A 26,311-nucleotide genomic window follows, 5' to 3' on the forward strand; every position below is an offset into this window, starting at 1 on the left:
CCTCGAAAGGCCGGATCATGTTGACCATGAACAGAACCGAAAATGCCTCGCCCTGGCATGCTGGCGAAGTCGCTCTGCAGAAAAAGGCCGGGGTGGCGGAGCGGATGAGCGAAGTGGGCGAGCGCGTGTTGCGCAATTATCTGATCGAGCAGCACCGCGACTTCTATCGGCAACTGCGTTTTATCGTGCTGGGCGCGGTCGATGCAGCAGGCGATGCTTGGGCAACGCTGCGCGCCGCCCATCCCGGTTTCTTGCATAGCCCCGATATCCACACGCTCAGTGTCGATCTCGGCCGCGATCCGGCCGATCCCACCGACGCGGGCATGAACGACGGCGATGCTATCGGCATGCTCGGTATCGAGCTTCATACCCGCCGCCGCAACCGTTTGAACGGCACGATCCGCCGGCAAGGGAATGACGGCTTCGATGTCACGGTCGGCCAGTCCTACGGAAATTGTCCGCAATATATCCAACTACGGGATTTCGAATTCATCGGTGATCCGTCCGAAAGGACGGATCACGAGGCGCTACACCTCACAGAACTCGACAGCAGGGCAAAAGACATAATCACGAGTGCCGATACTTTCTTCGTCGCCTCCTATGCCGACCGAGAGAATGGGCAGCGGCAGGTAGATGTGTCGCATCGTGGCGGCAAGCCCGGCTTTGTGCGCATCGGCAGCGACGGCGTGCTGACGATTCCGGATTTTGCCGGCAATCTCTTCTTCAACACGCTCGGCAATTTCCTCGTCAACACGAAGGCGGGGCTGGTCTTTGCCGATTTCGACAGCGGCGAGCTACTGCAACTGACCGGCGACGCACAGGTTATCCTGGAGTCGCCGGAGATCGCCGCCTTTCAGGGTGCGGAGCGGCTGTGGCGTTTCACGCCTCGGCAGATCGTCCGCCGTCCGGGAGCCTTGCCGCTGCGCTGGCAATTTCGCCAGGATGGTTGGTCGCCCAGCTTGCTGAGGACTGGTCGCTGGGAAGACCAGGGGCGAGTCATCTCCGCGTAGAAGTCGATTTGCAATACAGCGCCATCCCTCACGCGCCGGGTAGCGGCGGGACAATCGCCTCGACCCAGTCACGCTCGGTGACCAGGCTCCACACCTCCTCGGCGATATCGTTGGGGTCGAGCACCGGATACCTCGGGTCGAGCATCACGCCGCCGGACGTCATGGCGCGAAGACCCGCCGAATGATCGATGACGGCGCCGATGTTGACCGTGCCAGCGAAGACACCCTTGGACGCCACCTCGGCGTTGAGCGTGAAAATATAGTTGCGCGCGGCCGCCATCATCGGGCCGACGCCGCTCAGACCAGGCATCGGGACCACAGCCGTTAGCCCACCGACGATAATAATTGCACCGTCGCCGCGCGCCAGCATGCCGGGCAGCGCCGCGTGCGACACCTCGATCGGCGAGAATGCGAAAATGCCTGCCATCGATTGAAGTTTCGATGCATCAAGCTCCGCCGCCGGCACGAAGCCGACATGTCCGACCGGCTGGTAGATGGCGACGTCGATCGAGCCAAACCGTTCCTCGATGGAGCGCACAAGTCCGGGAATACCATCGAGATTGGTAAGATCGGCCGGAAACGCTGCCGCCTCGATACCGTCGTGGGCAAGTTCGGCCACCCGCTCTTCAAGCGGCGCGGCGCGACGGGCCACGAGCGCAACTCGATAGTTTTCGCGTCCAAAGCGCTGGGCAAGCGAGGCGCCGAGCCCGGTGCCGGCACCGAAGATGGCGATCGTTTTTTTGTCGGTCATGGATTTACTCCTAAGATCGGTGTGTTGACGGGCAAGAGCTATCGCGTCCAGCCGCTAGCTCTTGCCGCAGGGGAATAGTTGTGAACAATCAGGCGGCGCGTTCAATCGCGGAGCGGATCTGCGCCTCAGCTGCGGCAATGGCGGCATTTGCCGCGTCGGGACCGTATGCAGTTCCTTCGATGCGGAAAGTTTCGACGTCGGTCAGGCCGATAAAGCCGAGCAAGCGGACGAGATAGTTGGTTTGGAAGTCTAGCGGCGCGTAGGCTCCTTCCGAGAAGACGCCACCGCTGGCCGTCACAAGATAGGTTTTCTTGCCAGTCAGCAATCCATTCGCGCCGGCTTCGCCATAGGCGAAGGTGACGCCCGGCCAGACGATATGATCGATCCAGGCCTTGAGCTGGGAAGACAAGCTGAAATTGATCATGCCCGAGCCAATGACGATCACATCCGCGGCCCGGATCTCCTGGACCAGTGTCTCCGCAAGCGCAACGGCCTGCTGCTCCTCCGGCGTTCGGATATCCAAAGGGACCATGCGGCCTTCAGTGTAGGCCGGAGTGATATGCGGTAGCGGCGTTGTCGAGAGGTCGCGTGTGGTCAGCATCCCGCCCGAGCGGGCCTTCAGGCCTTCCGCGATCTCAGTCGCGAAACGGGTGGAGAGTCCTTCAGCGCCGCGCAGGCTCGAGGTAACGACGAGAATGTTGGTCATGCTTGCTCCTGAGGAGAACGAAGTGGTAATTAATTGTGACCAACACTATTAATGTGACTATATCACTCTCCGCAAGAAGGCACATTCATGGCACTCAGTGACATCGATTTTCCTATCCCCCACATCGACGACTGTCGGATGGTGCGGGATATCCTTGATCGAGTGGGCGATAAATGGAGCCTCTATATCATTGCAACGCTGAAGGACGGACCCGTCCGCTTCAATGAATTGCGACGGCGGATCGACGGAATTTCGCAGAGAATGCTGACACTGACGCTCCGTGGACTGGAACGCGACGGGTTGGTGACGCGAACATTGTTTCCCACAATTCCGCCACGCGTGGACTATGATCTGACAGAGACGGGGCGGACACTGCTAGCTCCAGTTATGGCCTTGGTGACCTGGGCGGACGCTAATCAGCACGTAATCCAGGAAGCACGTGTCCGATACGACGCTAGTTGAGAGCGCGTCTTTTGTCTCGATCAATGACCGTCCCGAACGCCGACTGCACCTGTTGGCGAGCATGAAACACTGATCTGCTGATCCGTACCGGCTTCCGGTAGCTTGCCCTGCCATTCTCCTGAATTACTCCTCCGCCTCTGCACAAAATCTGCAATTGGCATCGGCATCTTGTCCGCATGCACAACACCGACACCCCGACGCCAAGCAGATTGATCCAAGTTCCGAACCGCCTCCTCAGGGATGGCTGGTGGCTGGAGGAGGATAGTCCGGCCTTGCCCCCGACATTGGTGCGTCCGAATGCCGGCCGTGCATTCAAGATCATTGAGGGTGGCAAAGGAGAATATAATTGACCGAAATTACAGAGGCGATGCCTTCAGACCATAGGCGGCGTCGCGGCGGCCGGACGGCATTCGTGCTGCTGGCAACGATCATATCGGCGGATTTTCTGATCTATGATCAGACACCAGGCATCAACTTATTTTACTGCGTTCTCGTCATTGCAGTCGGCATAGTGCTGATGGCAAGGCGCTTTCTGTTTCACGCCATTTTCGCTGGGCTCGGCGCCAGTGTGGCAGCCGCGATGCCCCTGGTGGAAGCGCCCACCGCGCCAGGCATGCTATTTGCCCTTTTCGGCCTCGTCGTCCTGAGCCTTTCGGGCTCAGGAATATTGCCGCCGCAGCCAACACGATGGCCGGCAATATTTCTTCGCTTTGCGGTCATTGCACCCTCTCGGCTCCTGATCGATGTTTTCCGACTCTCCATCCGCGGCACTGAACAGCGTATTCTGGAGCGGCTGTCGCATGGCGCCATCGTCTGGATCATCCCGGTAATTTCCGCGGCGATCTTTCTTGCGCTATTTCGTTCAGCCAATCCGGTGATCGAGGCGGTGCTGGATAAGATCGATCTGGCGGCCGTTCTCAATCTATTCAACCTGCCGCGCGCGCTCTTTTGGTTGGCCGTCGCAGCGTTCGTCTGGCCGTTACTGTTGCCGCGTCTCAAACGCCGGCGCAAACGGACAATTGCCGTGGCAGAAATTACCGAAGCGGCGCGAGAGAGCATCCTTTTCGGCCATGCGTCGATCTTGCGTTCCCTATTGATCTTCAATGCGCTCTTTGCCGTGCAGACATTGCTAGACCTCGCCTATCTCTGGGGTGGCGCGACCCTGCCGGATGGTATGAGCCATGCGGACTATGCTCATCGCGGTGCCTATCCGCTGATCCTGACCGCGCTGCTTGCCGCCGTCTTCGTACTCTGGGCGATGCGCCGCAACGGGCCGGGCGAGCAAAGTCCGCTGATCCGCAATCTGGTTTATCTCTGGATCATTCAGAACATTCTGCTCTGTGTCTCCTCCATCTTCCGGCTCGATCTCTACGTCGATGTTTATGCGCTGACCGAGCTTCGGGTGGCGGCGGGCATCTGGATGATTCTAGTCGCGGTCGGCTTGGGTTTAATCCTGCTCCGCATTCTGCTGCATCGCACCAACGCCTGGTTGATCAGCATGAACCTCGCGACGTTAATGCTCGTGCTTTACACCTCGGCATTTGTCGACTTTTCCGCAGTCATCGCCCGCTTTAACGTGGAGCACAGCCTTGAATTGACCGGCGAAGGTATGCCGCTCGATCTCCCTTACCTGAAGGACCTCGGTCCGACGGCAATTCCCGCAATTGATCTTTACATCCGCTCGCTCAAGAAAGGACAGGAAACCGACAAACTGCGCGCCATGGATTTGCGCTTTTGGATGGCCTATGAGTTTGAAAACAGGTCACGCACTTGGCGAAGCTGGAACTATCGAGACAACCGGATTGACATCTATATTGCCGAACACCATCGCGCCGCTATACCGCCCATGGGGAACAGCGACAGCGATCACCTCCAATAGGACGAGCAATGCCACAACGTATTCTCATCGTCGATGACGAACCCCACATTCGGGACGTGATCAGCTTTGCCCTGGAGCGTGCTGGCATGACAATCAGCACGGCCCGCAACGGCACTGAAGCGATGATGGCATTTCGCCGTGGCGATATCGACCTTATCATTCTCGATGTCGGCATGCCGGAGATGGATGGACTGGAGGTCTGTCGGCAGATTCGGCGAACCTCCGGGCTGCCCATCCTGTTCCTCTCCGCCCGCGACGAGGAGATCGACAGGATTATTGGATTGGAAATTGGTGGCGACGACTATGTGACCAAGCCGTTCAGCCCGCGCGAACTGGTGGCACGCGTGAAAGCAATCCTGAAGCGCATGGATACAAGCGCATCGAAGACGGAACTACCCGTTCTGTCGCATGGTCCGATACGGCTTGATCGCGACGGTCACGTCGTCACGATTCATGGCAACGAGGTCGGGCTCACCGGACTGGAATTCTCGATTCTCGCTGCATTGCTGGGGAGGCCGAACATGGTGTTCAGTCGCGAGCAGTTGATGACAGCAGCCTACGGCACCGGCATCTATGTGGCCGATCGCACCATCGACAGCCATATTCGCAACATTCGCGCTAAGTTCGCGACTGCCGGTTGCGATGGCGTCGTCGCGACCGTTCATGGCGTTGGCTTCAGGTTCAATGCCGGTCTCTTCAATCCCAATGCCAACGAGCGCGTTTGATGAGTGGCCCCAGGGTCCGACGGAAATGGCGGCCGACACTCGGTCTGATCGTGTTTTCAGTGCTGATTGCTGTACTCGCTCTGCCAACAGCGATCGTTATCTGGTTTCGCGCGCTCAACGGAACGACGAGCCAGATGGGGCCGGTAGAATTTGCCGCCCTCGCCGTCGCCTTCGGAATTACGCTTGCGGTCGCCTATATACTGACACGTACAGTGACCGGACCAATCGACGCCCTAATCGCCCGAACCGAAGAGATCGGCAGGGGTGGGCACGCAGCCATTCAGCCACTCAAAACCTACGGCACGCGCGAAATCGCAACGCTTTCGCAAAGCTTCCTCGACCTTGCCACGCGGCTCGTCGATCGCACGGAATATATGCGGTCTTTTGCAGCGCATGTCTCGCATGAGCTGAAGTCGCCCTTGACGGCCATCAAGGGTGCGGCGGAATTGCTGCGCGACGATGATGCCGACAAGCCCATCACACCGGAAGAGCGACGACATTTTCTCGACAACATCGTCGCCGATGCCGACAGGCTGGACGTATTGTTGAACAGGCTGCGTGAGCTTGCCTATGCCGAGCTACCGATGACCGCCGGAGAGACTTGTCTAGCTAACATCGTCGACGAGTTGCAGCATCGTTTTTTAACGCTGGTCGCAACCGCTGAAGGCGACACGGAAACGAGGTTCGCACTTTCCCTTGAGGCGGGCACGATCATTCTCGGCCACTTGGCCGACAATGCCGCCCAGCATGGCGCGAGGCATCTATGGATTACCGCATCGAAGGATGGGCACAGGATGATCGTCGTCGTCGCCGACGACGGTTCCGGCATTTCCGAAGGCAACAAAGAGCTGATCTTCAAACCGTTCTTTTCCACGCGACGGGACGTCGGCGGAACAGGAATGGGACTCGATATCACCCGCGCGATGCTGCAATCGCACGGCGGTTCGATCAGGTTAATGGAGGGCAGCCGCGCTGGCACCGCCTTCGAAATCACGGTGCCCATCGCGCTCTAACAGCCGGGCGCTTCAATCTCCTTCTGCGTGGATGTTGAGGCTCGCTTTGCGATTGAGCCTCTCTGTATTGGTGGATGTTCCGTGAGGCGTTAGCTGGCAACGGCCTCGGCGGCATCCATGACGCGGGCCGAATAGACCAAGGCGGCGCCTGCGTTGACGGAGATGGCGACGCCGAGGGCTTCGGCGATCTCTTCCTTGGTAGCCCCATGCTTCTTTGCTTCGGTGGTGTGGACGACGATACAGCCGTCGCAGCGCAGCGTGACAGCGACGGCAAGGGCGATCAGTTCGCGCTGCTTGGCGTCGAGATAATTGGTCTTCTGGCCGGCCGCCGATAGCGTCTGGTAACCCCTGACCGTTTCCGGCACGACCTTGGCGATCTCGCCGATGCGACCGAGCAACTGCGAGCGATATTCCTTCCAGTTCAACATGACGATCTCCTTCGCGATCCCAGCGGCGGCGTGATTGCCTCGGCTGTCGGAAAAGACTATGCCTCCAATCGGTGATACGTTGTATATTCCAAACGCTCATCCCCTAGCGCGATCGTCTCATTTCATGGATACATTGAGCCGCCTTGTCGAACTCTCGCATCTGCAGCCGACACTCGATATTCGCTGCCGGCTGGAGGGCGTGTTTCGTATCGATCATGAGCCGGCACAGGAGGGTGTGCTTCCCTTTCATCTCGTCCTCGATGGAAGCTGCACCATCAGGCTGCGCTCCGCACAACAAATCGTGCTGCGAGCCGGTGATTTCCTGCTCTTTCCACGCGGCAGCGCGCATATCCTCAGAAATCTTGGCGACGCCAGCGAACCAGCCGCACCACTCACGCTATCGCACGACGGCATAATGCCGTTGCGGCAAAACGGCTTGGCCGCCGATGTCGACCTGCTCTGCGGTCACTTCACATGCGCGCCGGGATCGTCTGCCTTGCTGCTCGACTCCCTGCCGGATCCGTTCCACGCGTCCCTGGCGAGCCTTCAAAACAGCGACATGCTCAAAACTTTCGTCGACCTTTTGCGTCAGGAAACGGCACTTCAGCAGCCAGGAGCACTGGTGATTGTCACCGGCATGTGTCTCGCCCTGCTCATCCTGGCGCTGCGGACACGCGACACTGCGCCGGACCGTACCCCGGGTCTTCTTGCCCTGCTTGCTGATCCGCGCCTGGGCAAATCGGTCAGAGCCGCAATGGCAGCGCCGGGGAACCACTGGACCATCGAAGGGCTCGCTAACCTCTCGGCAATGTCGCGTGCAACCTACGCACGGCAATTCATGGCCCGTGCTGGAATGACGGTCGGCGATTTCCTCACGGCGCTGAGGATGTCGGTTGCAAGCGATCTATTGCGGGGAACAAGGCGCGGCATCGCCGATATAGCCGCGGAAGTTGGCTATGAATCCGAAGCCGCATTCGGCAAGGCCTTCAAATCCCAGAACGGCCTCACGCCCGCCAAATTCCGGCGCCGCTCCCTCGATCGCGGCTTCTGAAAAATCGTTAAAATTGTCCTCACCACAGTTATTTTCTTGCGGAATCGCAGTAATATTTCTACAGAAACTGCCCTTATGAACGCTTTTGAGGTCAAAAATGTCCGAAAGCGATCATCGGCCTCGATGTCATCTCCTGTCTCCGTTTTCAGGCGCCTTACGGCAGTTCGCGCGTCATGACAGGCCATTGCGGCAGGTTAAAAGGGCGCTGCCGCGCCCATCCAAGGAGAACGAAAATGAGTCTGAAGACATTGACGGCCGCGACGTTTGTCGCCTCGCTGGCCTTCGCGCCGCTCGCCCATGCAGATATCGTGATTGGTCTGATCGCGCCGCTTACCGGCCCCGTCGCCGCCTACGGCGACCAGGTCAAGAATGGCGCACAGACCGCCGTTGACGAGATCAACAAGGCCGGCGGCATCCTCGGTCAGAAGGTCGTGCTGAAGCTTGGAGACGATGCCGGCGATCCGAAGCAAGGCGTCTCCGTCGCCAACGATTTCGTTGGTCAGGGCATTCGTTTCGTCGTGGGTCCGGTAACCTCGGGTGTCGCCATTCCGGTCTCCGACGCGCTCGCTGAAAACGGCATCCTCATGGTAACGCCGACCGCGACTGCGCCGGATCTGACCAAGCGCGGCCTCACCAATATTCTTCGCACGTGCGGCCGTGACGACCAGCAGGCCGACGTTGCAGCGAAATTCGTCCTGAAGAACTTCAAGGACAAGAAGATCGCCATCCTCAACGACAAGGCCGCCTACGGCAAAGGCCTGGCGGATGCCTTCAAGGCGACGCTGAATGCTGGCGGCGTGACCGAAGTGATCAACGATTCCCTGACCCCCGGCGAAAAGGACTACAGCGCTCTGACGTCGAAGCTCAAGGCAGCCGGCATCGATCTCATCTATTTTGGCGGTTATCATCCCGAGGGTGGCCTCCTCGCTCGTCAGTTGCATGACATCTCGGTCAAAGCGCAGATTATCGGCGGCGATGGCCTGTCGAACACAGAATTTTGGGCAATCGCCAACGAAGCCGCCCAAGGCACGATCTTCACCAACGCCTCTGACGCACTGAAGAACCCCGATTCCCAGACCGCCGCCGCGGCGCTGAAGGAGCGCAACATCCCGGCCGAAGCGTTTACTCTGAATGCCTTTGCTGCAGTGCAGGTGCTGAAGGCCGGCATTGAAAAGGTTGGCAGCGCCGACGACGCGCAAGCCGTCGCAACCGCGCTGAAGAGTGGCGAACCGATCCAGACTGCCATCGGCAAGGTCACCTATGGCGAAACTGGCGACCTCACCTCGCAGAGCTTCTCGCTCTACAAGTGGGATGCCGGCAAGATCGTCCCGGTCGAATAAGCCGCTTGGCTCAAGTCTTTGCCGGGCCATTCGTGGCCCGGCATTTTTATGCCTGCCTGATCAGGCTCGCGTTGCGCCCTTCAACAAACAGTGCGGAAGCGTTCGATGCAGGTTGAAAGGACCTCCTCACCCGGCCTTTTCCACCAATTCGCCTCCGAAAAGATTTCAACTTCCTGCGGACCGGAAAAGCCGGCCTTCTCGACAGCGGCGCGAATGCGCTTCAGGTCGATGACGCCGTCGCCCATCATGCCACGATCTAGCAGCAGATCCTTCGTCGGTACCAGCCAATCGCAGATATGGTGCGCCAGGATCTGGCCCTTGGCGCCGGCACGAGTGATTTGTTCGTAAAGCTTCGGGTCCCACCAGACGTGGTAGACATCGACGGCGACGCCGACGCCCTCGCCCAGCAGGTCGCAAATATCGAGCGCCTGTTCGAGAGTATTCACGCAGGCGCGGTCGGCGGCATACATCGGATGCAGCGGCTCGATCGCCAGCGGAATACCAGCGCTGCGAGCATGCGGCAGGATCGCAGCAATGCCGTCCGCCACCATTTCACGAGCGTGAACGATATCCTTCGAACCCTTGGGCAGACCGCCGACAACGAGGACGAGGCAATCGGCATTCAGCGCCGCCGCTTCGTCAATCGCCCGCCTGTTGTCATCAATCGCGGCCTTCAGGCCTTCGGCGTCGGCCGCCGGGAACATGCCGCCGCGGCAAAGGCCGGTGACCTTCAGCCGGTTGTCCGCCACAATCCTTGCAGCTTCGGCCAAGCCGATCGCATGCACCTGATCGCGCCAGGGGGCGATCGCGGCGATATCCTGCTTCAGGCAGGCCTCGACCGCCTGGCGCATGTCATATTGCTGGCGCACGGTCGCAAGATTGATGGAAAGGCCGGATAAAGCCATTCTGATGATCCTCCCAGATCCTGTTTCCGATTAGGCGACACCGACCGTGGCAAGGATCGTCGTCATCCGTTGCACGGCGAGGTCGGGATCCCTCAAGACACGCGCAGTGTCAGCCAGACGGAACAGCTCCGACAAGTGCACGATAGAGCGCGTGCTCTGCTGACCGCCCAACATTTGGAAGTGATCCTGGAAGCCGTTGAGATAGGCGAGGAAAACCACGCCGGTTTTATAGAAGCGCGTCGGCGCCTTGAAGATATGGCGGGACAGCGGAACGGTCGGCGCCAGCATCTGATGGAAGGCGTCGAGATTGTTCTCGGCAAGCTTCGAAAGAGCCGCGCTCGCTGCCGGCGCGATCGCATCGAAAATACCGAGCAGCGCATGCGAATAGCCATGGCTGTCCCCGGCGATCAATTCGGCATAGTTGAAATCGTCGCCGGTATACATTTTCACCGCCGGATCGAGGCGACGGCGCATGACGATCTCCTTTTCCGCCGACAGCAGCGAGATCTTGACGCCATCGACCTTGGCGGCGTTGTCGTTGATGATCGCGACGGCCGTGTCCATGGCGCGCATGTCGTCGGACGAACCCCAATAGCCGGCCAGCGCCGGATCGAACATCGAGCCGAGCCAGTGAATGATTACCGGCTGTTGGACCTGCTCGAGGATGCGATTGTAGACGCGGACATAATCGTCCGGCCCCTTGGCTGCCGCTGCAAGCGCGCGGCTCGCCATCAGGATGATGCGCCCACCCTGGCCTTCGACAAAGGCGACCTGCTCCTCATAGGCGCGGATGACGTCATCGATGGTAACATCGGGACCAGGTGCGAGATGATCGGTGCCGGCGCCGTAGGCGATCAGCGAGTCCGAGCGATTACGGGCGGCCGATTGTGCGTGCGTGATCAGCTCCCTGGCGCCGGCCCAGTCGAGGCCCATGCCGCGCTGCGCCGTGTCCATGGCCTCGGCCACGCCAAAGCCGAGATCCCAGAGATATTCGCGGAAAGCGATGGTCCGCTCCCAATCGATGTTGCGATCGAGCCAAGGATCGTTGTCGGCCAGGGGATCGACGACCACGTGGGCGGCGGCATAGGCGACGCGATTGAAGCGATGGCCGCCGGTCGGACGTTCCGGAGGGCTAAGCGGCGTGTTGGCGACGGTGAATTCGGCAAGCTTGCCGCCAGCCGCGGGCAAACGAAGGGTCTTCATCATGCTCTTAAACCTCCTAGAGAGCAGAAAGCGAGGGAACGTCGATCCAGCGGCGCTCGGCCCAGCTCCTCTGGGCGAGCTCGGCGAGTTGAACGCCCTTGGCGCCCTCGCGCAAGGTGAACTTCCAAGGCGTATCGTCAACGACGTGGCGCAAAAAATCCTCCCACTGCGCCTTGAAGCCATTCTCGAAGGCCTGCGTGTCGGGCACCTCGTCCCAGGTCTCGAAGAAATTGATCGGCTGCGGCTGATCCGGGTTCCAGACGGGCTTCGGCGTGTTGACGCGGTGCTGCGTCCAGCAGCGCATCAGTCCACAGACCGCCGAACCATGCGTTCCGTCCACTTGGAACGTCACGAGATCGTCGCGCCGCACGCGTACCGCCCAGGAGGAGTTGATCTGTGCAACCACGCCGCCATCGAGCTCGAACGTGGCATAGGCCGCATCGTCGGCGTCGGCGACATAGGTCTTGCCGTTTTCATCGACGCGGCTCGGAATATGCGTCGCGCCGTAGCAGCTGACGGCTTTGACTTCGCCGAAGAGATTGTCGAGCACGTAGCGCCAATGCGGCAGCATATCCAGGATCATCCCGCCGCCCTCGGCTTTGCGGTAGTTCCAGGATGGACGCTGTGCCTTCACACCCCAGTCGCCTTCGAAAACCCAGTATCCGAACTCGCCGCGCACGGAGAGGATCTTGCCGAAGAAGCCGCTGTCGCGCAGCATGGCGATCTTGCGCAGGCCCGGCAGATAAAGCTTATCCTGCACCACGCCGTTCTTGACGCCATGACGCTCCGCCAAAGCGGCGACCTTAAGCGCTTCGTCCAATGTCTCGGAGATAGGCTTCTCGCAATAGACATGCTTGCCCGCCGCGATGGCTCGCTCCAGCAGCGAGACGCGCATCTGCGTCGACCCGGCGTCAAAGAAAATCGTGTTGTGAGGATCGGTAAGAGCGCTGTTGAGATCGGTGGTCGTTTTCGCCAGGCCGTGCTTGCGCGCGACTTCCGCGATTTTGTCGGCGTTGCGGCCGACCAGGATCGGATCCGGCATCAACCTGTCGCCATTAGCAAGCTGCACGCCGCCCTGCTCGCGGATCGCCAGGATCGACCGTACGAGATGCTGATTGTAACCCATGCGGCCGGTGATGCCGTGCATGATGATGCCGATCTGTTTCGTCACCATGTCTTCCTCCTCCCGTAAATAACTATATAGTTACATAACTGACATGGCGAAGCGACGCTGTCAACGGCCGTTATCGACAGCCGTTACGGCAAGTGCGCGGATTCTGGTGGGATCAGGAGGCGTTTTGAGCTTAGAGCAATTCCAGGAAAAGTGCGAAGCGGTTTTCCGTCCGGAATGCGTAAAAACAAAAGGATAGAGCGGGAAAGCGATTCCGTGAAACGCTGAACCGCTCTAAGGACGCAGATAGGCGAAGATGACGTCGACGATGTGCTCGCCCCAGGAATCGATTTCCGACTTGTCGGAAAGGTTTCGCTGGAAGATCGTCGATAGCGTCCAGCGGTTCGTCAGGAAGAAGGAACCGAGGGCCGCGATGCTCATGTAGATCTTGACGGGATCGCAGCCCGGGCGAAAGTCGCCCGCTGCTGCACCGCGATCGAGCAGACCGGAAATCTCCGCAACCAGCGGCGAATGCAGCTCGAAAATCCGCGCCGACCGCTTCAGAAAGCGGGCCTTATGCATGTTCTCAGTGCTGAGAATGCCAAGGAATTCCGGATGATCCAGAAAATATTTCCATGTGAAAACAACAAGCTCCTGCATGCCTTCGGTAGGGCTGCGGTGCGAAAGATCGAGCCTCGCCTCCGCCGAGCGAATAGCGACATAACTGCCTTCGAGGACAGCGACATAGAGCGCATCCTTGCCGCCGAAATAGTGATAGAGCATGCGCTTGTTGATCTTGGCGCGCTCGGCTATAGCGTCGACGCGGGCGCCGCCATAGCCCCGCTCGGCAAATTCCTTGGTCGCCGCAGCCAGGATCGCCTTGCTCGTGCGCTCCGCATCCCTGAGACGCGGCCGTTCGGCGGTTGAACGCGGCACCGCCCGGTCCGCTGACTCGACCGCAGTTTCAGCCTTCGGGCTCCTCGATCGGCCCTTGGTGATTTTGGCTTCGCTCATCGCGGCTCCCGATTGCGTTTGGCAAGGCCCATGCGGCCCCTTAACCGTCGACAAGTACCTGATCACGGCACAAGTTGACAGCCCCCTGAAAATCGAAGGCTATAGTAACTATATAGTTATATAAAAGCAGTATCGCTAGAAATGCAAGCTTGGCGCCAAGCCGAAGCGTGGTGCTTAACACAGACCATACCCTCGCCAGGCGAGCAGAGTCGGCAGTTTTTAGACGCTTGCAGGCAGCCCGCACTTACAACGGCAGTTCCTCGCCGGCCTGTTCCCGGACCATGTACTCGGCATACCAGTCCGGCCAATTCTCATCGTGTTGGCCTCCGGCCCGCTTCTCGTGCTCGCCGTGAGCTGCTGCCGCCCGCCGGAGCGCGGCCGCAAGCTCGGTCGGCGAGGAGAATGATGTGACATTCGTGTCCACGCGCCCCGGCAATCGCGCTGTAACCTCCTGAAGCAGCCAGTTGTTGCCATCCGGGTCGCTGAATGATGCAAGCGAGGCGTAGCTGCGGCGCTGAGGATCCGGCCCACTCACACGGCCCGGTCCCTCGCCGCGGTGGAATATCTCGCTGATCTCGACACCGCGCTTGGCGAGTTCCGCATGGGCCGCTTCGATATCGGATACGACTAGGAAGAAGGTGGACGTCGAGCCCAAATGGATCGAGCATGGTGAGCCAGGAGGCGTGAACTGGACGGCGCGAGATCCGTCACTTCGAACAAAGTCTGCATCGAGCCGCCAGCCGAGGCTTTCATAGAAACTTTTGGCGCGATCGACGTCTGCGACAGGGAGGACGGCGACCTCAATCTTCAGAGCGACCGTCGGTGTTGTCGAGGCCTCGCTCGCGGTTGTGCCTTCTACCCGATTGTTGCTCATGTGGGGCTCCCTGTATTTAGAGGTTCAAAACGAAGACAAAGATTGTGAAACTGGACGCATGCAGATGACTCAGCAGAATTGCTCGTTCCGCAGTCGAAAGGATGGATCCGGCCCTTCACGACGGCATTCCCGACGGTATAGAAAGTCAACCTATGATTTAGGCGCGATGGCAGCCTTGGCTAGGGAGGCAGCTACTCCATAGTTGACGATCGGACACTCGTCGCCAAGGCACCTTGCTTTCAACGCCGGCTCGGCCCAAGAGGACAAAAACAATTCAACACCGGACGGCTTCATGACAGGAAAGCAGATCGCGATCATCGGTGGCGGGCCGGCGGGCCTGATGGCGGCCGAGGTGCTTTCTGTCTCCGGCCACCAAGTCACCGTCTATGACAGCATGCCGACGGTCGCGCGCAAATTCCTGCTGGCGGGAAAATCCGGCCTCAACATCACTCATTCGGAGGATTACATCCGCTTCGCCAATCGTTTCGGTCCGAGCTCCGACCTGTTGCGTTCGGCCCTGGACGCTTTTACGCCAGACGATATCAGGACTTGGGCGGCGGGGCTCGGCACGGAGACATTTACCGGCTCCTCGGGCCGTATTTTTCCAAAGGTGATGAAGGCCTCGCCGCTGCTGCGTGCTTGGCTCCGCAGGCTGGAGACGCGAGGCGTCAAGGTTCTGACACGGCATCGCTGGTCCGGTTTTGCCGACGGCGGCTTCGCCTTCGAGACGCCGACAGGACGAACAATCATTCAATGCGACGCAGCTCTCCTCGCGCTCGGCGGAGCGAGTTATCCCCGGCTCGGCTCGGACGCCGCCTGGATCGCCTGGCTTCGCGACAGAGGTGTGGAGATTGCCGACTTCCAGCCCGCCAATTGCGGCTTCGATGTCGCCTGGAGCGAAATCTTCAAGGAGCGCTTCGCCGGAGAGCCGCTGAAGGCGGTGACCTTGACGTCTGATGCCGGCACCTTTCCCGGCGAATTCGTCGTTTCCCAGCACGGTGTCGAAGGCAGCCTTGTCTATGCCCATGCCGCCAGTCTGCGCGAACGGCTTGCCAGCGACGGCCACGCCGCGCTCATTGTCGATCTTGCGCCCGGCAGGACAGCAGAACGGCTGTGGCGCGATCTGGCCCGACAAGACGGCAAAGCCAGCCTCTCCAATCGCCTGCGCAAAGGCGCAGGGATCGAAGGCGTCAAAACGGCTCTGCTGCGAGAACTTGCTCCTTCCGACACTCTTGCAGATCAGGATCGGCTGGCGCAGCTGATCAAGGCCCTACCGATCCCGCTTCTGAGCCCACGGCCAATCGCCGAAGCCATCTCATCGGCCGGCGGCATCCGCTGGAGCAGCGTCGACGACGGATACATGCTGAAGGCCCTTCCCAGCGTGTTCGTCGCCGGGGAGATGATCGATTGGGAAGCGCCGACCGGCGGCTACCTTCTCTCCGCCTGTTTCGCCACCGGACGCGCCGCAGCCAAAGGAATAGAGACCTGGCTACAACGGTAACCGAATGCGGTCACCCAATCCGCCCGTTCGCAATCAGCCATGTCACAGACTCCTGCACCGCCTGCAGCGAGGTGTAGCGCGGCCGGTAGCCGAGAAGCCGCTCCGCCTTGGCGATCGAGCAATTCGGACTGCGGGCGATATGTTCCCACGTCGCTTTGGCATCCTCCGGCGTCTGGCTTTCGGCCCATTTGTCGTAGGGAAGAAATTCCAGTCTCGGCTCATGGCCGAACCAGCGCGACATCGCCTCGGCATAGCCCCGAAGTGTCAGCGCACCACTCGACACTGCATGGAAACTCTCGCCGGTCGAAGCGCGCCAATTGGCGATCGCGCCCATGAACATCTGGGCGACATCATCGGCATGGACATGATGGACGGTTTCCAGGCCGAAATTCGGCAATACGAGCGATTCACCCCGCGCCAGCGTCGAAAAAGCCGCAAGGTTGAAATGACCCGCCGGATTGAGCGGTCCCCAGCCTGGGCCGACGATATGGCCAGGATGGATCAATGTCGCCGGGAAACCTTTGGTGCGTGCCTCTCCCAGCAGATAGCTCTCTATGGCGGCCTTCTGCGTTCCGTATTCGCCGAACGGTCGCTTCGGCGTCTCCTCGAGCGTCGGCACGACGGTCGCAAAACCGTGCGTCCAGATCGTGCCCGTATGCAGGAAATGGCTGACATGGCCTGAAAGAGCCTCGGTCAGATGCTTGGCGCTGTCTAGGGTGAAACAGATCATATCGATGACGATATCGGCCTTCAGAGCGCGGATCGCCCGCCCGAAACTGTCGTCCGCTTCCATCGCGGCGCGATCCATCGTCAATTGCTCGACGGCATCCCATGCACGGTTCGGCAAATAGGGTTTTGCCTGACCACGGCTCACCGTCACCACCTCATACCCGGCTTCCACCAGCCGCGGCACGAGATAAGTGCCGACATGGCCGGTTGCCCCTATGACCACTGCACGCGTCATGATGTCCTCCCAAGTATATTTTCTAAAATCGGATGATGCCGGAACCCGGCGCGAAGAAAATGATCCTCTCAAAGAATAGGAGCATGCGCCGTCTTGTCATCCCCAAACGGAAGCTGACGGAGACTTTCTTGCGACTAGGCGCCTCTTCGCAACTTTGACGGCTCGCCGTCCTCATCCTCGGACCTGATATAGACCTGCAGCGTATAGCCGATATGCTCGGTCATCAGCACCCTGGCGCGCTCGATATCGCGGTCCAGAGCGGCCTCCATCAGCGCCGTATGATGCTCGATCGCCATCGCGTCGCGCAGGGCGGCGACCGCCTTTTCATATCCGCTCTGCAGACCGGCGGCGGCGCGCTGTGTCGGCGCCAGACCGAGAAAGCGGTGATGACGGCGAAGCTGGTCGGAAATCGTACCCTGAAAGCGCAGGAGCCAGCTCGATGTGGCAGCACTCAAGAGCGCGGCATGAAATGCCGTATGCTTTTCATCCCACTCGTCGGCCATTTCCTCGGAAGCGTCATCGGGCACGATTTTGCAGCGCGAGAGGCGGTAATGCGCGGTGACCACGGCGGATTCCCAGGTTGGCCCACCTTTTTCGATCGATTCCAGCAGCAGCGGCAGTTCGACCACCATTCGCGCCCGCATCAGGTCTTCCAGCTCGGCACGGGAAACCGGGGCGACGGCAAAACCACGATTGCTGATGGCTGTCACCAGCTTTTCGGCTTCCAGCCGCGACAGCGCTTCGCGCAAGGGAGTCCAGCCGACATCATAGGCATCCCGCAAGGCGCTCAGCTTCAATGATGCGCCGGGCCTGAGCTTGGTGTTGAGAATATCCCGCCGCAGCAGCCAGTAGGCCGCTTCAGTCTTCGTCAAAGGTTCCTTGTCTTGCATAGCCCCCGTTCCCAGGTCACCGAGTTTAGGATTATATATAAAACCAACACGGGGCAAAAATATATATCATACGCGTTGATGGGGCATATCATATATCGCAAATTGACAGGGCCAACGTAGCCGCTATGATCCCAGGCAACAAAGCTGGGAGAGCAAGGCTCTCTCCAAAATACGGGAGGAAATCATGAAGAAATCCACATCCATGTGGTTGTCGGGACTGGTTCTCGCTGGCGCGTTCATGGCGAGTGTCGTCACTGCAGCCGCCGAGCCGATCAAGATCGCCATTGCCAATTTCGGCGAACATCCGCAACTCAATGCGTCGATCGCCGGCTTCAAGAAGGCGCTGGCCGACAACGGCTTCGTCGAAGGCAAGGATGTTGTCTACACCGAGAGCAACACCAGCTTCGACGCCTCGCTGGTGCCGCAGATGATCGCCAAGCTGCAGTCGGACCATCCGAAGCTGATGTACACCATCACGACGCCGGTCTCGCAGATCGCCAAGAAGGCGCTCGCCGGGTCCGGCATTCCGATCGTGTTCTCGGCCGTGACCGATCCGGTCGCCGCCAAGCTGGTTCCCTCCTGGGATGCCGGCGATGAGGGCATCACTGGCGCAAGCGACCTGCAGGATATCGCCGCCATCCTGACCTTCACCAAGAAGCTGCTTCCGAACGCCAAGCGCATCGGCGTGCCTTACAATCCGGGCGAGGCCAACGACGCTGCCCTGATCGAAAAGGTTAAGGCAGCCGCTCCGGCCGCCGGCTTCGAACTGGTCCCGGTCGGCGTCGACAATGTCAACGACATCCAGCAGCGAATCGCATCGCTCGCCGGCAAGGCAGACGTGATCTACACGCCCGCCTCCAACCTTCTGCAGCCGGCAATCACCGCCGTTGCGGCAGCCGCCCGCCAGGCCCAGATCCCGATCGTCAATTCCGACGACGCCGCAGTTCGCAGCGGTGTGGTTCCGGCAAGCTTCGCCGTCAACTACGAGCAGGTCGGCGAAAATGCCGGGAGGATCGCCGCAAAGATCCTCAAGGGTGGCGATCCCAAGACGATCGCGCCATCGCGTCCTGCCTATGAGGACCATGCTCCGTTGATCAACAAGGCCGTTTTGAAGGCTTTCGGCGCCGACGTTCCGGCCTCGCTTGCCGATTGCAATTGCTTCACGAAGTGATCGGCGGCATCTTCGAGAGATCAATCTGATCCATGGCGGCGTTGAAAGCGCCGCCATTTGATAACCCTACACTGCAGGGGAGGCACGGATGCTGGACATCAAATCCGCGCGCAAGGTTTTCTACAGAGGCCAGCCCGACGAAAAGGTCGCGCTCGACGGCCTGACGCTCTCCCTCAAGACCGGCGAATTCGGTGTGGTCATTGGCTCAAACGGCGCTGGCAAGAGCAGCATGCTGAATGCGATTTCCGGTGCCCTCAGCCTCGATTCCGGCCAGATCCTCATCAATGGCAACGACGTCACGAACATACCGGTCCATAATCGCGCGGCGCGGCTCGCTCGCGTCTTCCAGGACCCGATGAAGGGCACCGCCGCCAGCATGACAGTCGCTGAAAATATGCTGCTCGCCGAGCTGCGCGGCAAGAGGCGGGGACTTCGGCCCGGCTTGAATGGCGCGCGTCTCGCTGCCTACAAGGAACGCCTCGCCGTTCTCGGGCTGGGTCTCGAGAACCGTCTGGACACCAAAGTGGAGCTCCTTTCGGGCGGCCAGCGGCAATCGCTATCCCTCATTATGGCAGTTGGCGGTTCGCCCGACGTATTGCTGCTCGACGAACACACCGCCGCCCTCGATCCGCGGACGGCCGATATCGTCATGCAGGCGACTGTGCGAACCGTAGAAACGCTAAAGCTTACGACCCTGATGGTGACGCATAACATGCAGCACGCCGTCGATTTCGGTGACAGTATCATCATGCTCGATGCCGGCCGCGTCCATCTCGAAATCACCGGCGAGGGAAAGCGAAAGGTTACCGTTCCTGAGCTGATCGGCCATTTCGCCGTCAAGACCGACCGCATGCTGCTGGTGAGCTGACATCATGGATTTCATTCAGGAAACCGTTTCCAGTTTCGTCTCGCTGATTCCGGTCACGCTGGCGCAGAGCTTCATCCTGAGCTTCGTCGTGCTGGGCATCATGATCCCCTTCCGCATGCTGAGCTTTCCGGATCTGACCAGCGAAGGCGCCTTTCCGCTCGGCGGCTGCGTCTGCGGCATCCTGCTCGCAGCGGGCGTGGCGCCGCCGCTCGCGATCATCGCCGCTTTCGTCGTCGGTCTCGCCGCCGGTTGCTGCACGGCGTTCATTCACTTGCGCTTCCGCATCCACACACTGCTCGCCGGCATCCTGATGTCGACCATGCTTTACAGCGTCAATCTGGGCATCATGGGCAAATCGAACCTCTCGGTCTTTGGCCAGCCAACCGTATTCGACTGGGTACCGCTGACCCAACCGGGCTTTCCGGCAAGCAAGATCGTCGTCGCCGGCTTGATCGCCCTGATCGTCCTCGTCGCGCTGAACCTCTATTTCAAGACGGAGAAGGGCACCGCCATGCGCGCGGTCGGCGCCAATCCGGAAATGGCCGAGGCGCAGGGCATCAATGTCTGGGCCGCGACGATCGGTGGCGTCGGCTTCGCCAGCGCCTTTTCCGCTTCCAGTGGCGCGCTGATGGTGCAATCGCAGGGCTTTGCCGACGTCAACATGGGCATCGGCATCCTGATCAACGGCTTGGCCGCACTGATGATCGGCGAGGCCTTCACAGGCAAGCAGACGGTGCTCAGGCAGTTACTGGCCCCTTTCGTCGGCTCGATCATCTATTACCAGCTCGTTTCGCTCTGCCTTGCCGCCGGTATGCCACCGCCAAACCTGAAGCTCGCTACCGGCCTCTTCGTCCTGCTGATGCTGGCCCTGCCAAGCATCAAGCGCAGCCGCGGCGGGGCGCCCGCCCGGGAAACCATTCGCGAATAAAGTGAGACCCGACACTATGACCAGCCTTCCCGATCTCGCCGCTGTCGAGGCTATGGATGCGGCCGATCCGCTGCGTTCTTTCCGTAGCCGCTTCGCCTTGCCCGAGGGCGTCATCTACCTTGATGGCAATTCGCTTGGCGCCGCATCGCATGATGTTTTTTCCGAATTGCAGCATGCCGCGACAGAAGAGTGGGGCAACGGCCTCATCCGTAGCTGGAACAGCGCCGGCTGGTTCCAGCTACCGCTCGAGCTCGGCGACCGCATCGGCCGGCTGACCGGCGCGGTACCGGGCCAGACCGTCGTCACCGACTCGACTTCGATCAACATCTACAAGGCCCTGCATGCCGCACTTGCCATGCGCCCGGGCCGCAGCGTTATCGTTGCGGAAGGCGACAGCTTTCCGACTGACCTCTACATGGCCGAAGGCGTTGCCTCGACGCGGCCGGGCGTTAGCCTTCGCCTCGAAGGCAGGGATGCGGACAATATCGAGGATTTGATCGACGACCAGGTGGCCGTCGTACTGGTCAACCACGTCAACTACAAAAGCGCCGAGTTGCGCGACATGGCGCGGCTGACTCGCAAAATCCATGACGCTGGCGCACTGGTGATCTGGGATCTCTGCCACAGCGCCGGCGCGTTGCCTGTCGATCTGGATGGATCCAATGCCGATTTCGCTGTCGGCTGCACCTACAAGTACCTGAACGGCGGCCCCGGCTCGCCGGCCTTCATCTACGCCGCGCACCGCCACCACGGCTCGATCACCCAACCGCTCAGCGGCTGGTGGGGTCATGCCCGTCCCTTCGCCTTCGAGCAGAATTTTGCCGGCGGAGATGGAATCAAGCGCTTCCTCTGCGGCACTCAACCGATCCTGTCGCTCAGAGCGCTGAAGGGCGTGCTAGGCGTCTGGGATGAGGTCGACATGAACGCGTTGCGCAGGAAGAGCGTTGCGCTGACAGATCTCTTCATCCAACTGGTCGAGGCGAAATGCGGCCAATATGGCGTCGTCTTGGAAACCACGCGCGACAGCGAAAGGCGCGGCAGCCAAGTCTCCTTCACCCATAGCAACAGCTATGAAGTGATGCAGGCCTTGATCGAACGCGGCGTCATCGGCGATTTCCGCGCACCCTCCACCCTGCGTTTCGGCTTCACGCCGCTTTATGTCGGCTACCGCGATGTCTGGCAGGCCGCGGAGGTGCTCGAGGATATTCTGCGCAGCGGATCGTGGAAGGAAGCACGCTTTGCCGTGCGGTCGACTGTGACCTGACTTCGAATGTCGGCGACCGGAACAATGGGAGTTTGAGATGAGCTATTTCAAGGTTACCGATTGGGAGAGCGCCTATACCAATGGCGCCTATATCGTCAACGGCGATCAATGGCCGGCAGCCTGGGTCGAGCCGGCAAGAACCTACCGCGACAACCTGGCTGCGGCGGGAAACGCAAGGTTCGATATTGCCTATGGTCCGGCGGAGCGCAATCGCTTCGATCTCTTCCTGCCCGAAGGCCAACCTCGGGGGCTGGTGGTTTTCGTCCACGGCGGTTACTGGTTGGAACTCGACAAGAGCTATTGGTCGCACCTTGCCGCCGGCTCGATTGCGGCTGGATATGCCGTTGCGATCCCCTCCTATACGCTCTGCCCGAACAATCGCATCAGCGGGATCGGCAGGGAAATCGCAGCGGCGATCACGACAGCCTCCGAAATGGTGGGCGGCCCCATCGTCCTGACAGGGCATTCGGCTGGCGGTCAGCTTGTCGCCCGTATGATGACGAAGACCTCACCGCTCGGCGATGCGGCTCTTAAACGCATCCAGCATGTGCTTGCCATTTCCGGCGTGCACGATCTGCGCCCGATCATGAGGAGGGCTATGAACGAGAACCTGCGCATTGATGCTGCGGAAGCCATGGCCGAAAGCCCGGCGCTACTGGAACCCGTTGAAAATATCCGCCTCACCTGCTGGGTCGGCGGTGCCGAGCGGGCGGAATTCATCCGCCAGAATGCCCTGCTCGCCAATATCTGGACCGGCCTTGGCGCGCCAACCGGCGCCGTCGTCGAACCGGACCAAAATCATTTCACAGTATTGGACGGTCTGACTGATGCCATGCACCCGCTGACGCGGACCCTGCTTTCCGAATAAACCGCCGCGATTTTCGATGCGCGACGCATGGCTGGCACTCCGCGTGCGGCAGCATAACAATAGGCTTGCCGAACGTCGTCGGTGAACGCATTCTCCTGGCCGGCCTTCCAGACAATGCCGCTGCTGCGCAAGCAGCACCGCTTTTCCTGCTTTATGCTGGCTTGCAGGCAGCAGTGAGACCGTTGGAATACAACAAAGGGGGGAATAGCCGTGAGTGCACCGCAGGATAGCGACGAAATGAAACACGACATCGGATTTCTGAGCGTGGGCGAGCTTGGCAGCCGTTTCCGCGACGGTTCGCTGTCACCCGTCGATGTCGTGACTGCAGCGTTGGAGCGCATCGAAAGGCTCGAACCAAGCTTGAACGCCATTGCGCATGTCATGCGCGATGCAGCTTTGAAGGAAGCAGCCCGCGCAGCGGCCGACCTCAGGTCCGGGCGCGATCTCGGGCCGCTGCACGGCATTCCAGTTGCCATCAAGGATTTGATCGAGGTCCGCGACGTAGCGACCGGTTTTGGCAGCCGCGTCCGCCCGCCCGCAATAGCGGCTGACGATGCGGAGCTTGTAAAGCGGCTGCGAGAGGCTGGCGCCATCATCCTCTGCAAGACCAATCTGCTCGAATATGCCTATGGCATCGCCCATCCGGATGTTGGCCAGACCAACAACCCGCACGATACACGCCGCACTTCGGGCGGCTCCAGCGGCGGTTCCGCAGCCGTGGTCGCGGCGGGCATCGTCCCCTTGGGCGTCGGCACGGATACCGGCGGATCGATCCGCATCCCCGCCTCCTATTGCGGGATCGTCGGATTGAAGCCGACCTTCGGGCTGGTACCGGTCGACGGTGTTTTCCCTCTGTCGCAAACGCTCGACCATGTCGGGCCGCTTGCCCGCAGCGTCACGGACGCCACGATCCTCTTGGAATATCTCTGCGGACAACCGTTCCGTCTGTCGCGGCCATCGCTGGAAGGCGTCACTATTGGCGTTCTTTCCTACCACGCCGACAGCCGAGAACTGACCCCAGCCGTGGCGGAAAACCTCAGGCAGGCGATCAAGACGCTGGAGGCACGCGGCGCCAGCGTCAAAACGATCGATATCCCGTTGTTGGCCTCCGCGAATTCGGAGCTGCGAAAGATCATCAAGCCGGAGGCATCCCTTATCCATAGAGAACTCTATGCTGAAAATCCTGCAGGCTATGCGCCGAGAACTCGATCGCAAATCGAGGCCGGCTTCGATGTCAGCGCGGTGAATTACCTGCAAGCTCAGGATTTTCGCCTGCGGCTTCGCAACGCGGTCGAGGCCCAATTCGCCGATGTCGATGTGCTGCTGAGTCCCAGCGTTCCCTTTCCCGCCCCTATCGAAGATCCGGAATTCACCGAGGAGGGCGAGGAAGGTGAAATGCTGTCGAGCGGCTTCGCCAACATGACCGGTCAACCGTCCATCAGCCTTCCCTGCGGCATGGACGGACATTTACCACTCGGTCTGCAACTCACCGGCTCATTCTGTAATGACGCCAAGCTGCTGCAAATCGCCCTTGGCGTCGAGGCGGCGCTCGCCGCCTACACGAGACCGGCCATCTGAACGCGCATCTGTTATAGATCTATATAACAGATGACATCTCGGCGTTACCGCGCATCGAACTTCGCGAGGAGTTATTCTCTCGCGGAGGCCATTTCGTAAAGAGAAATCTAATATTGCCAAAAGTGACTTCCGCCTAGATTTTAACCTCTGCACTATATTGTGCAGAGGCGTTATATTGTGCTAGCACAGTCCCATCCGAAAAACTGCCGAGGGCGCGCAGACAGCGCGTTCTCAGTCGAAAAGGATGCCGTCGATGACTTCACTGACGAGCTGGGCCAGCCTCTGTATGCGCTCGGCATTTCTGGTTGCGACACTGCTTTCCTCATCCGCCATGGCCGCCGATCTTCGCATCGGTTTGCGCGCCGATCCTGATGTCCTCGACCCAGCGCAGGGCACTTCGGTTGCGGGCCGCGTCGTTTTTGCAGCCCTCTGCGACAAGCTGATCGACATCACCGCCGACGGCAAATACCAGCCGCAACTTGCCGCCGCATGGTCTTGGTCACCGGACAATTTGACCCTGACGCTGAAGCTACGTGAGCATGTGTTGTTCCAGGACGGCCAGCCCTTCGATGCCGCCGCCGTCAAGGCCAATCTCGATCGCTATCGCACCGATCCGCTGTCCAAGCGCAAGACCGAGCTTAAGCCGGTCGCCAGCGTCGAGGTCGTCGACCCCTTGACCGTCAACATCAGGCTGAGCCATGCCTATGCGCCGCTCGTCAGCGTGTTGTCCGACCGCGCCGGCATGATGATGTCGCCGGCGGCGCTCACCAAGGAAGGCGCCAAGATCGGCGATCATCCCGTCTGTGCCGGGCCGTTCCAATTCGTCGAACGCGTTTCACAGGATCACATTCTGCTGAAGCGTTTCGATCAATATTGGAACAAGGATGCGATTCTGGTCGACTCGGTGAATTACCGGATGATCCCCGACGACAGCGTGAGGCTGCTTAGCCTGCGCTCCGGCGACCTCGATCTGATCGAGCGCCTGTCGCCAAGCGATATTTCGACCGTCAAGAGCGACACGAACCTGAAAGTGATCGGTGGCCCCTCCACCGCCTTCGACCTTATTTCCATCAACACCAATCATGGCGATGACGCCAACAATCCGCTCGGCAAAAGCGAGAAGGTCCGTCAGGCCTTCGAACTGTCGCTCGACCGCAATGCCATCAACCAGGTGGCCTATGACGGTCTCTTCGTTCCGGGCAACCAACCGGAGCCGGTCGGCACGCAGTTCTATGATCCAGCCCATCCGGTGCCCGAGCGCGACGTCGCCAAGGCAAAGGCGCTGCTGGGCGAGGCCGGCACACCTCATCCCTCCTTCACGCTTGCCGTCGCCAACAGCCCGATCTTGGCCCAGGTCTCGCAGATGATCCAGTCGATGGCCGCCGAGGCCGGATTCGACATCAAGATCCAGACACTGGAGTCCTCGACACTGGCGGCCAATTCCGATGCCGGCAAATATCAGGCCTCGATGGCGATCTGGAGCGGACGCCCCGATCCGGACGGCAATATCAGCCCGTGGATCGCCAGCGACGGTTTCCTGAACTGGGGCCACTACAGCAACAAGGATCTCGACAAGATCCTGACCGAGGCACGGCAGACGACGGACGATGCCAAGCGCAAGAAACTCTATGCCGACGCCATCGATCTCTATGTCGCCGACATGCCGTTGATCGTCCTCTATCACTACAAATCACTCTGGGCCGCCCGCAGCAATATCGATGGCTTCGTCCCCTACCCCGACGGGCTTATCCGGCTGCAAGGCGTGAAGAAGGGGGCGGCCGGTTAGCATTCCTCGCAATGACATTTC

Annotated in this window: 25 protein-coding genes; 15 read left to right on the forward strand and 10 right to left on the reverse strand. The window is 60.1% G+C overall.

Going from position 1 to position 26,311, the window contains the following annotated elements; genetic code table 11:
- Positions 1-26: 26 nt before the first annotated feature.
- Positions 27-1,010 (forward strand): pyridoxamine 5'-phosphate oxidase family protein, encoded by a 984-nt coding sequence (locus tag PY649_RS02830; protein ID WP_285866609.1) that lies wholly within the window; start codon positions 27-29, stop codon positions 1,008-1,010.
- A gap of 28 nt (positions 1,011-1,038) precedes the next feature.
- On the opposite strand, the gene PY649_RS02835 is transcribed toward PY649_RS02830, so the two are convergent.
- On the reverse strand, positions 1,039-1,761 hold the full coding sequence (locus PY649_RS02835; protein WP_285866610.1) for an SDR family NAD(P)-dependent oxidoreductase: 723 nt from the start codon (positions 1,759-1,761) through the stop codon (positions 1,039-1,041).
- 88 nt (positions 1,762-1,849) lie between these two features.
- Positions 1,850-2,467, reverse strand: coding sequence for an FMN-dependent NADH-azoreductase (locus PY649_RS02840; protein WP_285866611.1), 618 nt, complete (start codon positions 2,465-2,467; stop codon positions 1,850-1,852).
- 87 nt (positions 2,468-2,554) lie between these two features.
- On the opposite strand from PY649_RS02840, the gene PY649_RS02845 reads away from it, so the two are divergent.
- The 4 genes from PY649_RS02845 to PY649_RS02860 all read left to right on the forward strand — a co-directional run bounded on the left by PY649_RS02845 (position 2,555) and on the right by PY649_RS02860 (position 6,546).
- Positions 2,555-2,929 (forward strand): winged helix-turn-helix transcriptional regulator, encoded by a 375-nt coding sequence (locus tag PY649_RS02845; RefSeq protein ID WP_285866612.1) that lies wholly within the window; start codon positions 2,555-2,557, stop codon positions 2,927-2,929.
- A gap of 346 nt (positions 2,930-3,275) precedes the next feature.
- On the forward strand, positions 3,276-4,808 hold the full coding sequence (locus PY649_RS02850; protein WP_285866614.1) for a DUF4153 domain-containing protein: 1,533 nt from the start codon (positions 3,276-3,278) through the stop codon (positions 4,806-4,808).
- Between the two features lie 8 nt (positions 4,809-4,816).
- Positions 4,817-5,533 carry a response regulator gene (locus tag PY649_RS02855; protein ID WP_285866615.1) on the forward strand — a complete coding sequence of 239 codons (717 nt, stop codon included), beginning with the start codon at positions 4,817-4,819 and terminating at the stop codon, positions 5,531-5,533.
- The gene (locus PY649_RS02860) at positions 5,533-6,546 is read left to right on the forward strand and encodes a HAMP domain-containing sensor histidine kinase (protein ID WP_285866616.1); all 1,014 of its coding nucleotides are present in this window, start codon (positions 5,533-5,535) and stop codon (positions 6,544-6,546) included. Before PY649_RS02855 ends, PY649_RS02860 begins: the two co-directional genes overlap by 1 nt.
- Before the next feature lie 89 nt (positions 6,547-6,635).
- Here the strand turns inward: PY649_RS02860 and PY649_RS02865 are convergent, their stop codons facing one another.
- A complete protein-coding gene (locus tag PY649_RS02865) occupies positions 6,636-6,974 on the reverse strand; it encodes a carboxymuconolactone decarboxylase family protein (protein WP_285866617.1) in 339 nt (112 codons plus the stop codon).
- A 124-nt stretch (positions 6,975-7,098) separates the two neighbouring features.
- Here PY649_RS02865 and PY649_RS02870 point away from each other — a divergent pair, with 124 nt between their 5' ends.
- Both PY649_RS02870 and PY649_RS02875 read left to right on the forward strand, forming a co-directional pair.
- Entirely contained in the window at positions 7,099-8,025 is a 927-nt protein-coding gene (locus tag PY649_RS02870) for a cupin domain-containing protein (protein WP_285866618.1), read from the forward strand.
- A gap of 233 nt (positions 8,026-8,258) precedes the next feature.
- Positions 8,259-9,365, forward strand: coding sequence for a branched-chain amino acid ABC transporter substrate-binding protein (locus PY649_RS02875; protein ID WP_285866619.1), 1,107 nt, complete (start codon positions 8,259-8,261; stop codon positions 9,363-9,365).
- An 80-nt stretch (positions 9,366-9,445) separates the two neighbouring features.
- On the opposite strand, the gene PY649_RS02880 is transcribed toward PY649_RS02875, so the two are convergent.
- The 5 genes from PY649_RS02880 to PY649_RS02900 all read right to left on the reverse strand — a co-directional run bounded on the left by PY649_RS02880 (position 9,446) and on the right by PY649_RS02900 (position 14,472).
- Positions 9,446-10,270 carry a sugar phosphate isomerase/epimerase family protein gene (locus PY649_RS02880; RefSeq protein ID WP_285866620.1) on the reverse strand — a complete coding sequence of 275 codons (825 nt, stop codon included), beginning with the start codon at positions 10,268-10,270 and terminating at the stop codon, positions 9,446-9,448.
- A 30-nt stretch (positions 10,271-10,300) separates the two neighbouring features.
- Entirely contained in the window at positions 10,301-11,473 is a 1,173-nt protein-coding gene (locus PY649_RS02885; protein ID WP_285867178.1) for a dihydrodipicolinate synthase family protein, read from the reverse strand.
- 16 nt (positions 11,474-11,489) lie between these two features.
- Entirely contained in the window at positions 11,490-12,647 is a 1,158-nt protein-coding gene (locus PY649_RS02890) for a Gfo/Idh/MocA family protein (protein ID WP_285866621.1), read from the reverse strand.
- A gap of 231 nt (positions 12,648-12,878) precedes the next feature.
- Positions 12,879-13,598, reverse strand: a complete 720-nt coding sequence (locus PY649_RS02895; RefSeq protein ID WP_285866622.1) for a TetR/AcrR family transcriptional regulator — start codon at positions 13,596-13,598, stop codon at positions 12,879-12,881.
- A 244-nt stretch (positions 13,599-13,842) separates the two neighbouring features.
- Positions 13,843-14,472, reverse strand: coding sequence for a VOC family protein (locus PY649_RS02900; protein WP_285866623.1), 630 nt, complete (start codon positions 14,470-14,472; stop codon positions 13,843-13,845).
- A 292-nt stretch (positions 14,473-14,764) separates the two neighbouring features.
- Between PY649_RS02900 and PY649_RS02905 the strand changes: the two genes are divergently transcribed.
- Complete coding sequence (locus tag PY649_RS02905) at positions 14,765-15,973, forward strand: TIGR03862 family flavoprotein (protein WP_285866624.1); 1,209 nt, start codon at positions 14,765-14,767, stop codon at positions 15,971-15,973.
- A gap of 10 nt (positions 15,974-15,983) precedes the next feature.
- On the opposite strand, the gene PY649_RS02910 is transcribed toward PY649_RS02905, so the two are convergent.
- Entirely contained in the window at positions 15,984-16,937 is a 954-nt protein-coding gene (locus PY649_RS02910; RefSeq protein ID WP_285866625.1) for an NAD-dependent epimerase/dehydratase family protein, read from the reverse strand.
- Positions 16,938-17,071: 134 nt separating this feature from the next.
- Complete coding sequence (locus tag PY649_RS02915) at positions 17,072-17,827, reverse strand: GntR family transcriptional regulator (RefSeq protein WP_285866626.1); 756 nt, start codon at positions 17,825-17,827, stop codon at positions 17,072-17,074.
- 184 nt (positions 17,828-18,011) lie between these two features.
- On the opposite strand from PY649_RS02915, the gene PY649_RS02920 reads away from it, so the two are divergent.
- The 7 genes from PY649_RS02920 (at position 18,012) to PY649_RS02950 (ending at position 26,290) form a co-directional block, all read left to right on the forward strand.
- Positions 18,012-18,998: an ABC transporter substrate-binding protein gene (locus PY649_RS02920; protein WP_285866627.1), complete on the forward strand. Its 987-nt coding sequence runs from the start codon at positions 18,012-18,014 to the stop codon at positions 18,996-18,998.
- A gap of 88 nt (positions 18,999-19,086) precedes the next feature.
- The gene (locus tag PY649_RS02925) at positions 19,087-19,866 is read left to right on the forward strand and encodes an ABC transporter ATP-binding protein (protein WP_285866628.1); all 780 of its coding nucleotides are present in this window, start codon (positions 19,087-19,089) and stop codon (positions 19,864-19,866) included.
- 4 nt (positions 19,867-19,870) lie between these two features.
- Positions 19,871-20,794, forward strand: a complete 924-nt coding sequence (locus PY649_RS02930; protein ID WP_285866629.1) for an ABC transporter permease — start codon at positions 19,871-19,873, stop codon at positions 20,792-20,794.
- A 16-nt stretch (positions 20,795-20,810) separates the two neighbouring features.
- Positions 20,811-22,058 (forward strand): kynureninase, encoded by a 1,248-nt coding sequence (gene kynU / locus PY649_RS02935; protein WP_285866630.1) that lies wholly within the window; start codon positions 20,811-20,813, stop codon positions 22,056-22,058.
- Between the two features lie 37 nt (positions 22,059-22,095).
- Positions 22,096-22,926, forward strand: a complete 831-nt coding sequence (locus PY649_RS02940) for an alpha/beta hydrolase (RefSeq protein WP_285866631.1) — start codon at positions 22,096-22,098, stop codon at positions 22,924-22,926.
- Between the two features lie 237 nt (positions 22,927-23,163).
- Positions 23,164-24,504: an amidase gene (locus PY649_RS02945; protein WP_285866632.1), complete on the forward strand. Its 1,341-nt coding sequence runs from the start codon at positions 23,164-23,166 to the stop codon at positions 24,502-24,504.
- 253 nt (positions 24,505-24,757) lie between these two features.
- Entirely contained in the window at positions 24,758-26,290 is a 1,533-nt protein-coding gene (locus PY649_RS02950) for an ABC transporter substrate-binding protein (RefSeq protein ID WP_349644405.1), read from the forward strand.
- The last annotated feature ends 21 nt before the right edge of the window (positions 26,291-26,311 follow it).

Origin of the sequence: Rhizobium mayense (assembly GCF_030272705.1) — a bacterium.
GTDB classification, from domain to species: Bacteria; Pseudomonadota; Alphaproteobacteria; order Rhizobiales; family Rhizobiaceae; genus Rhizobium; species Rhizobium mayense.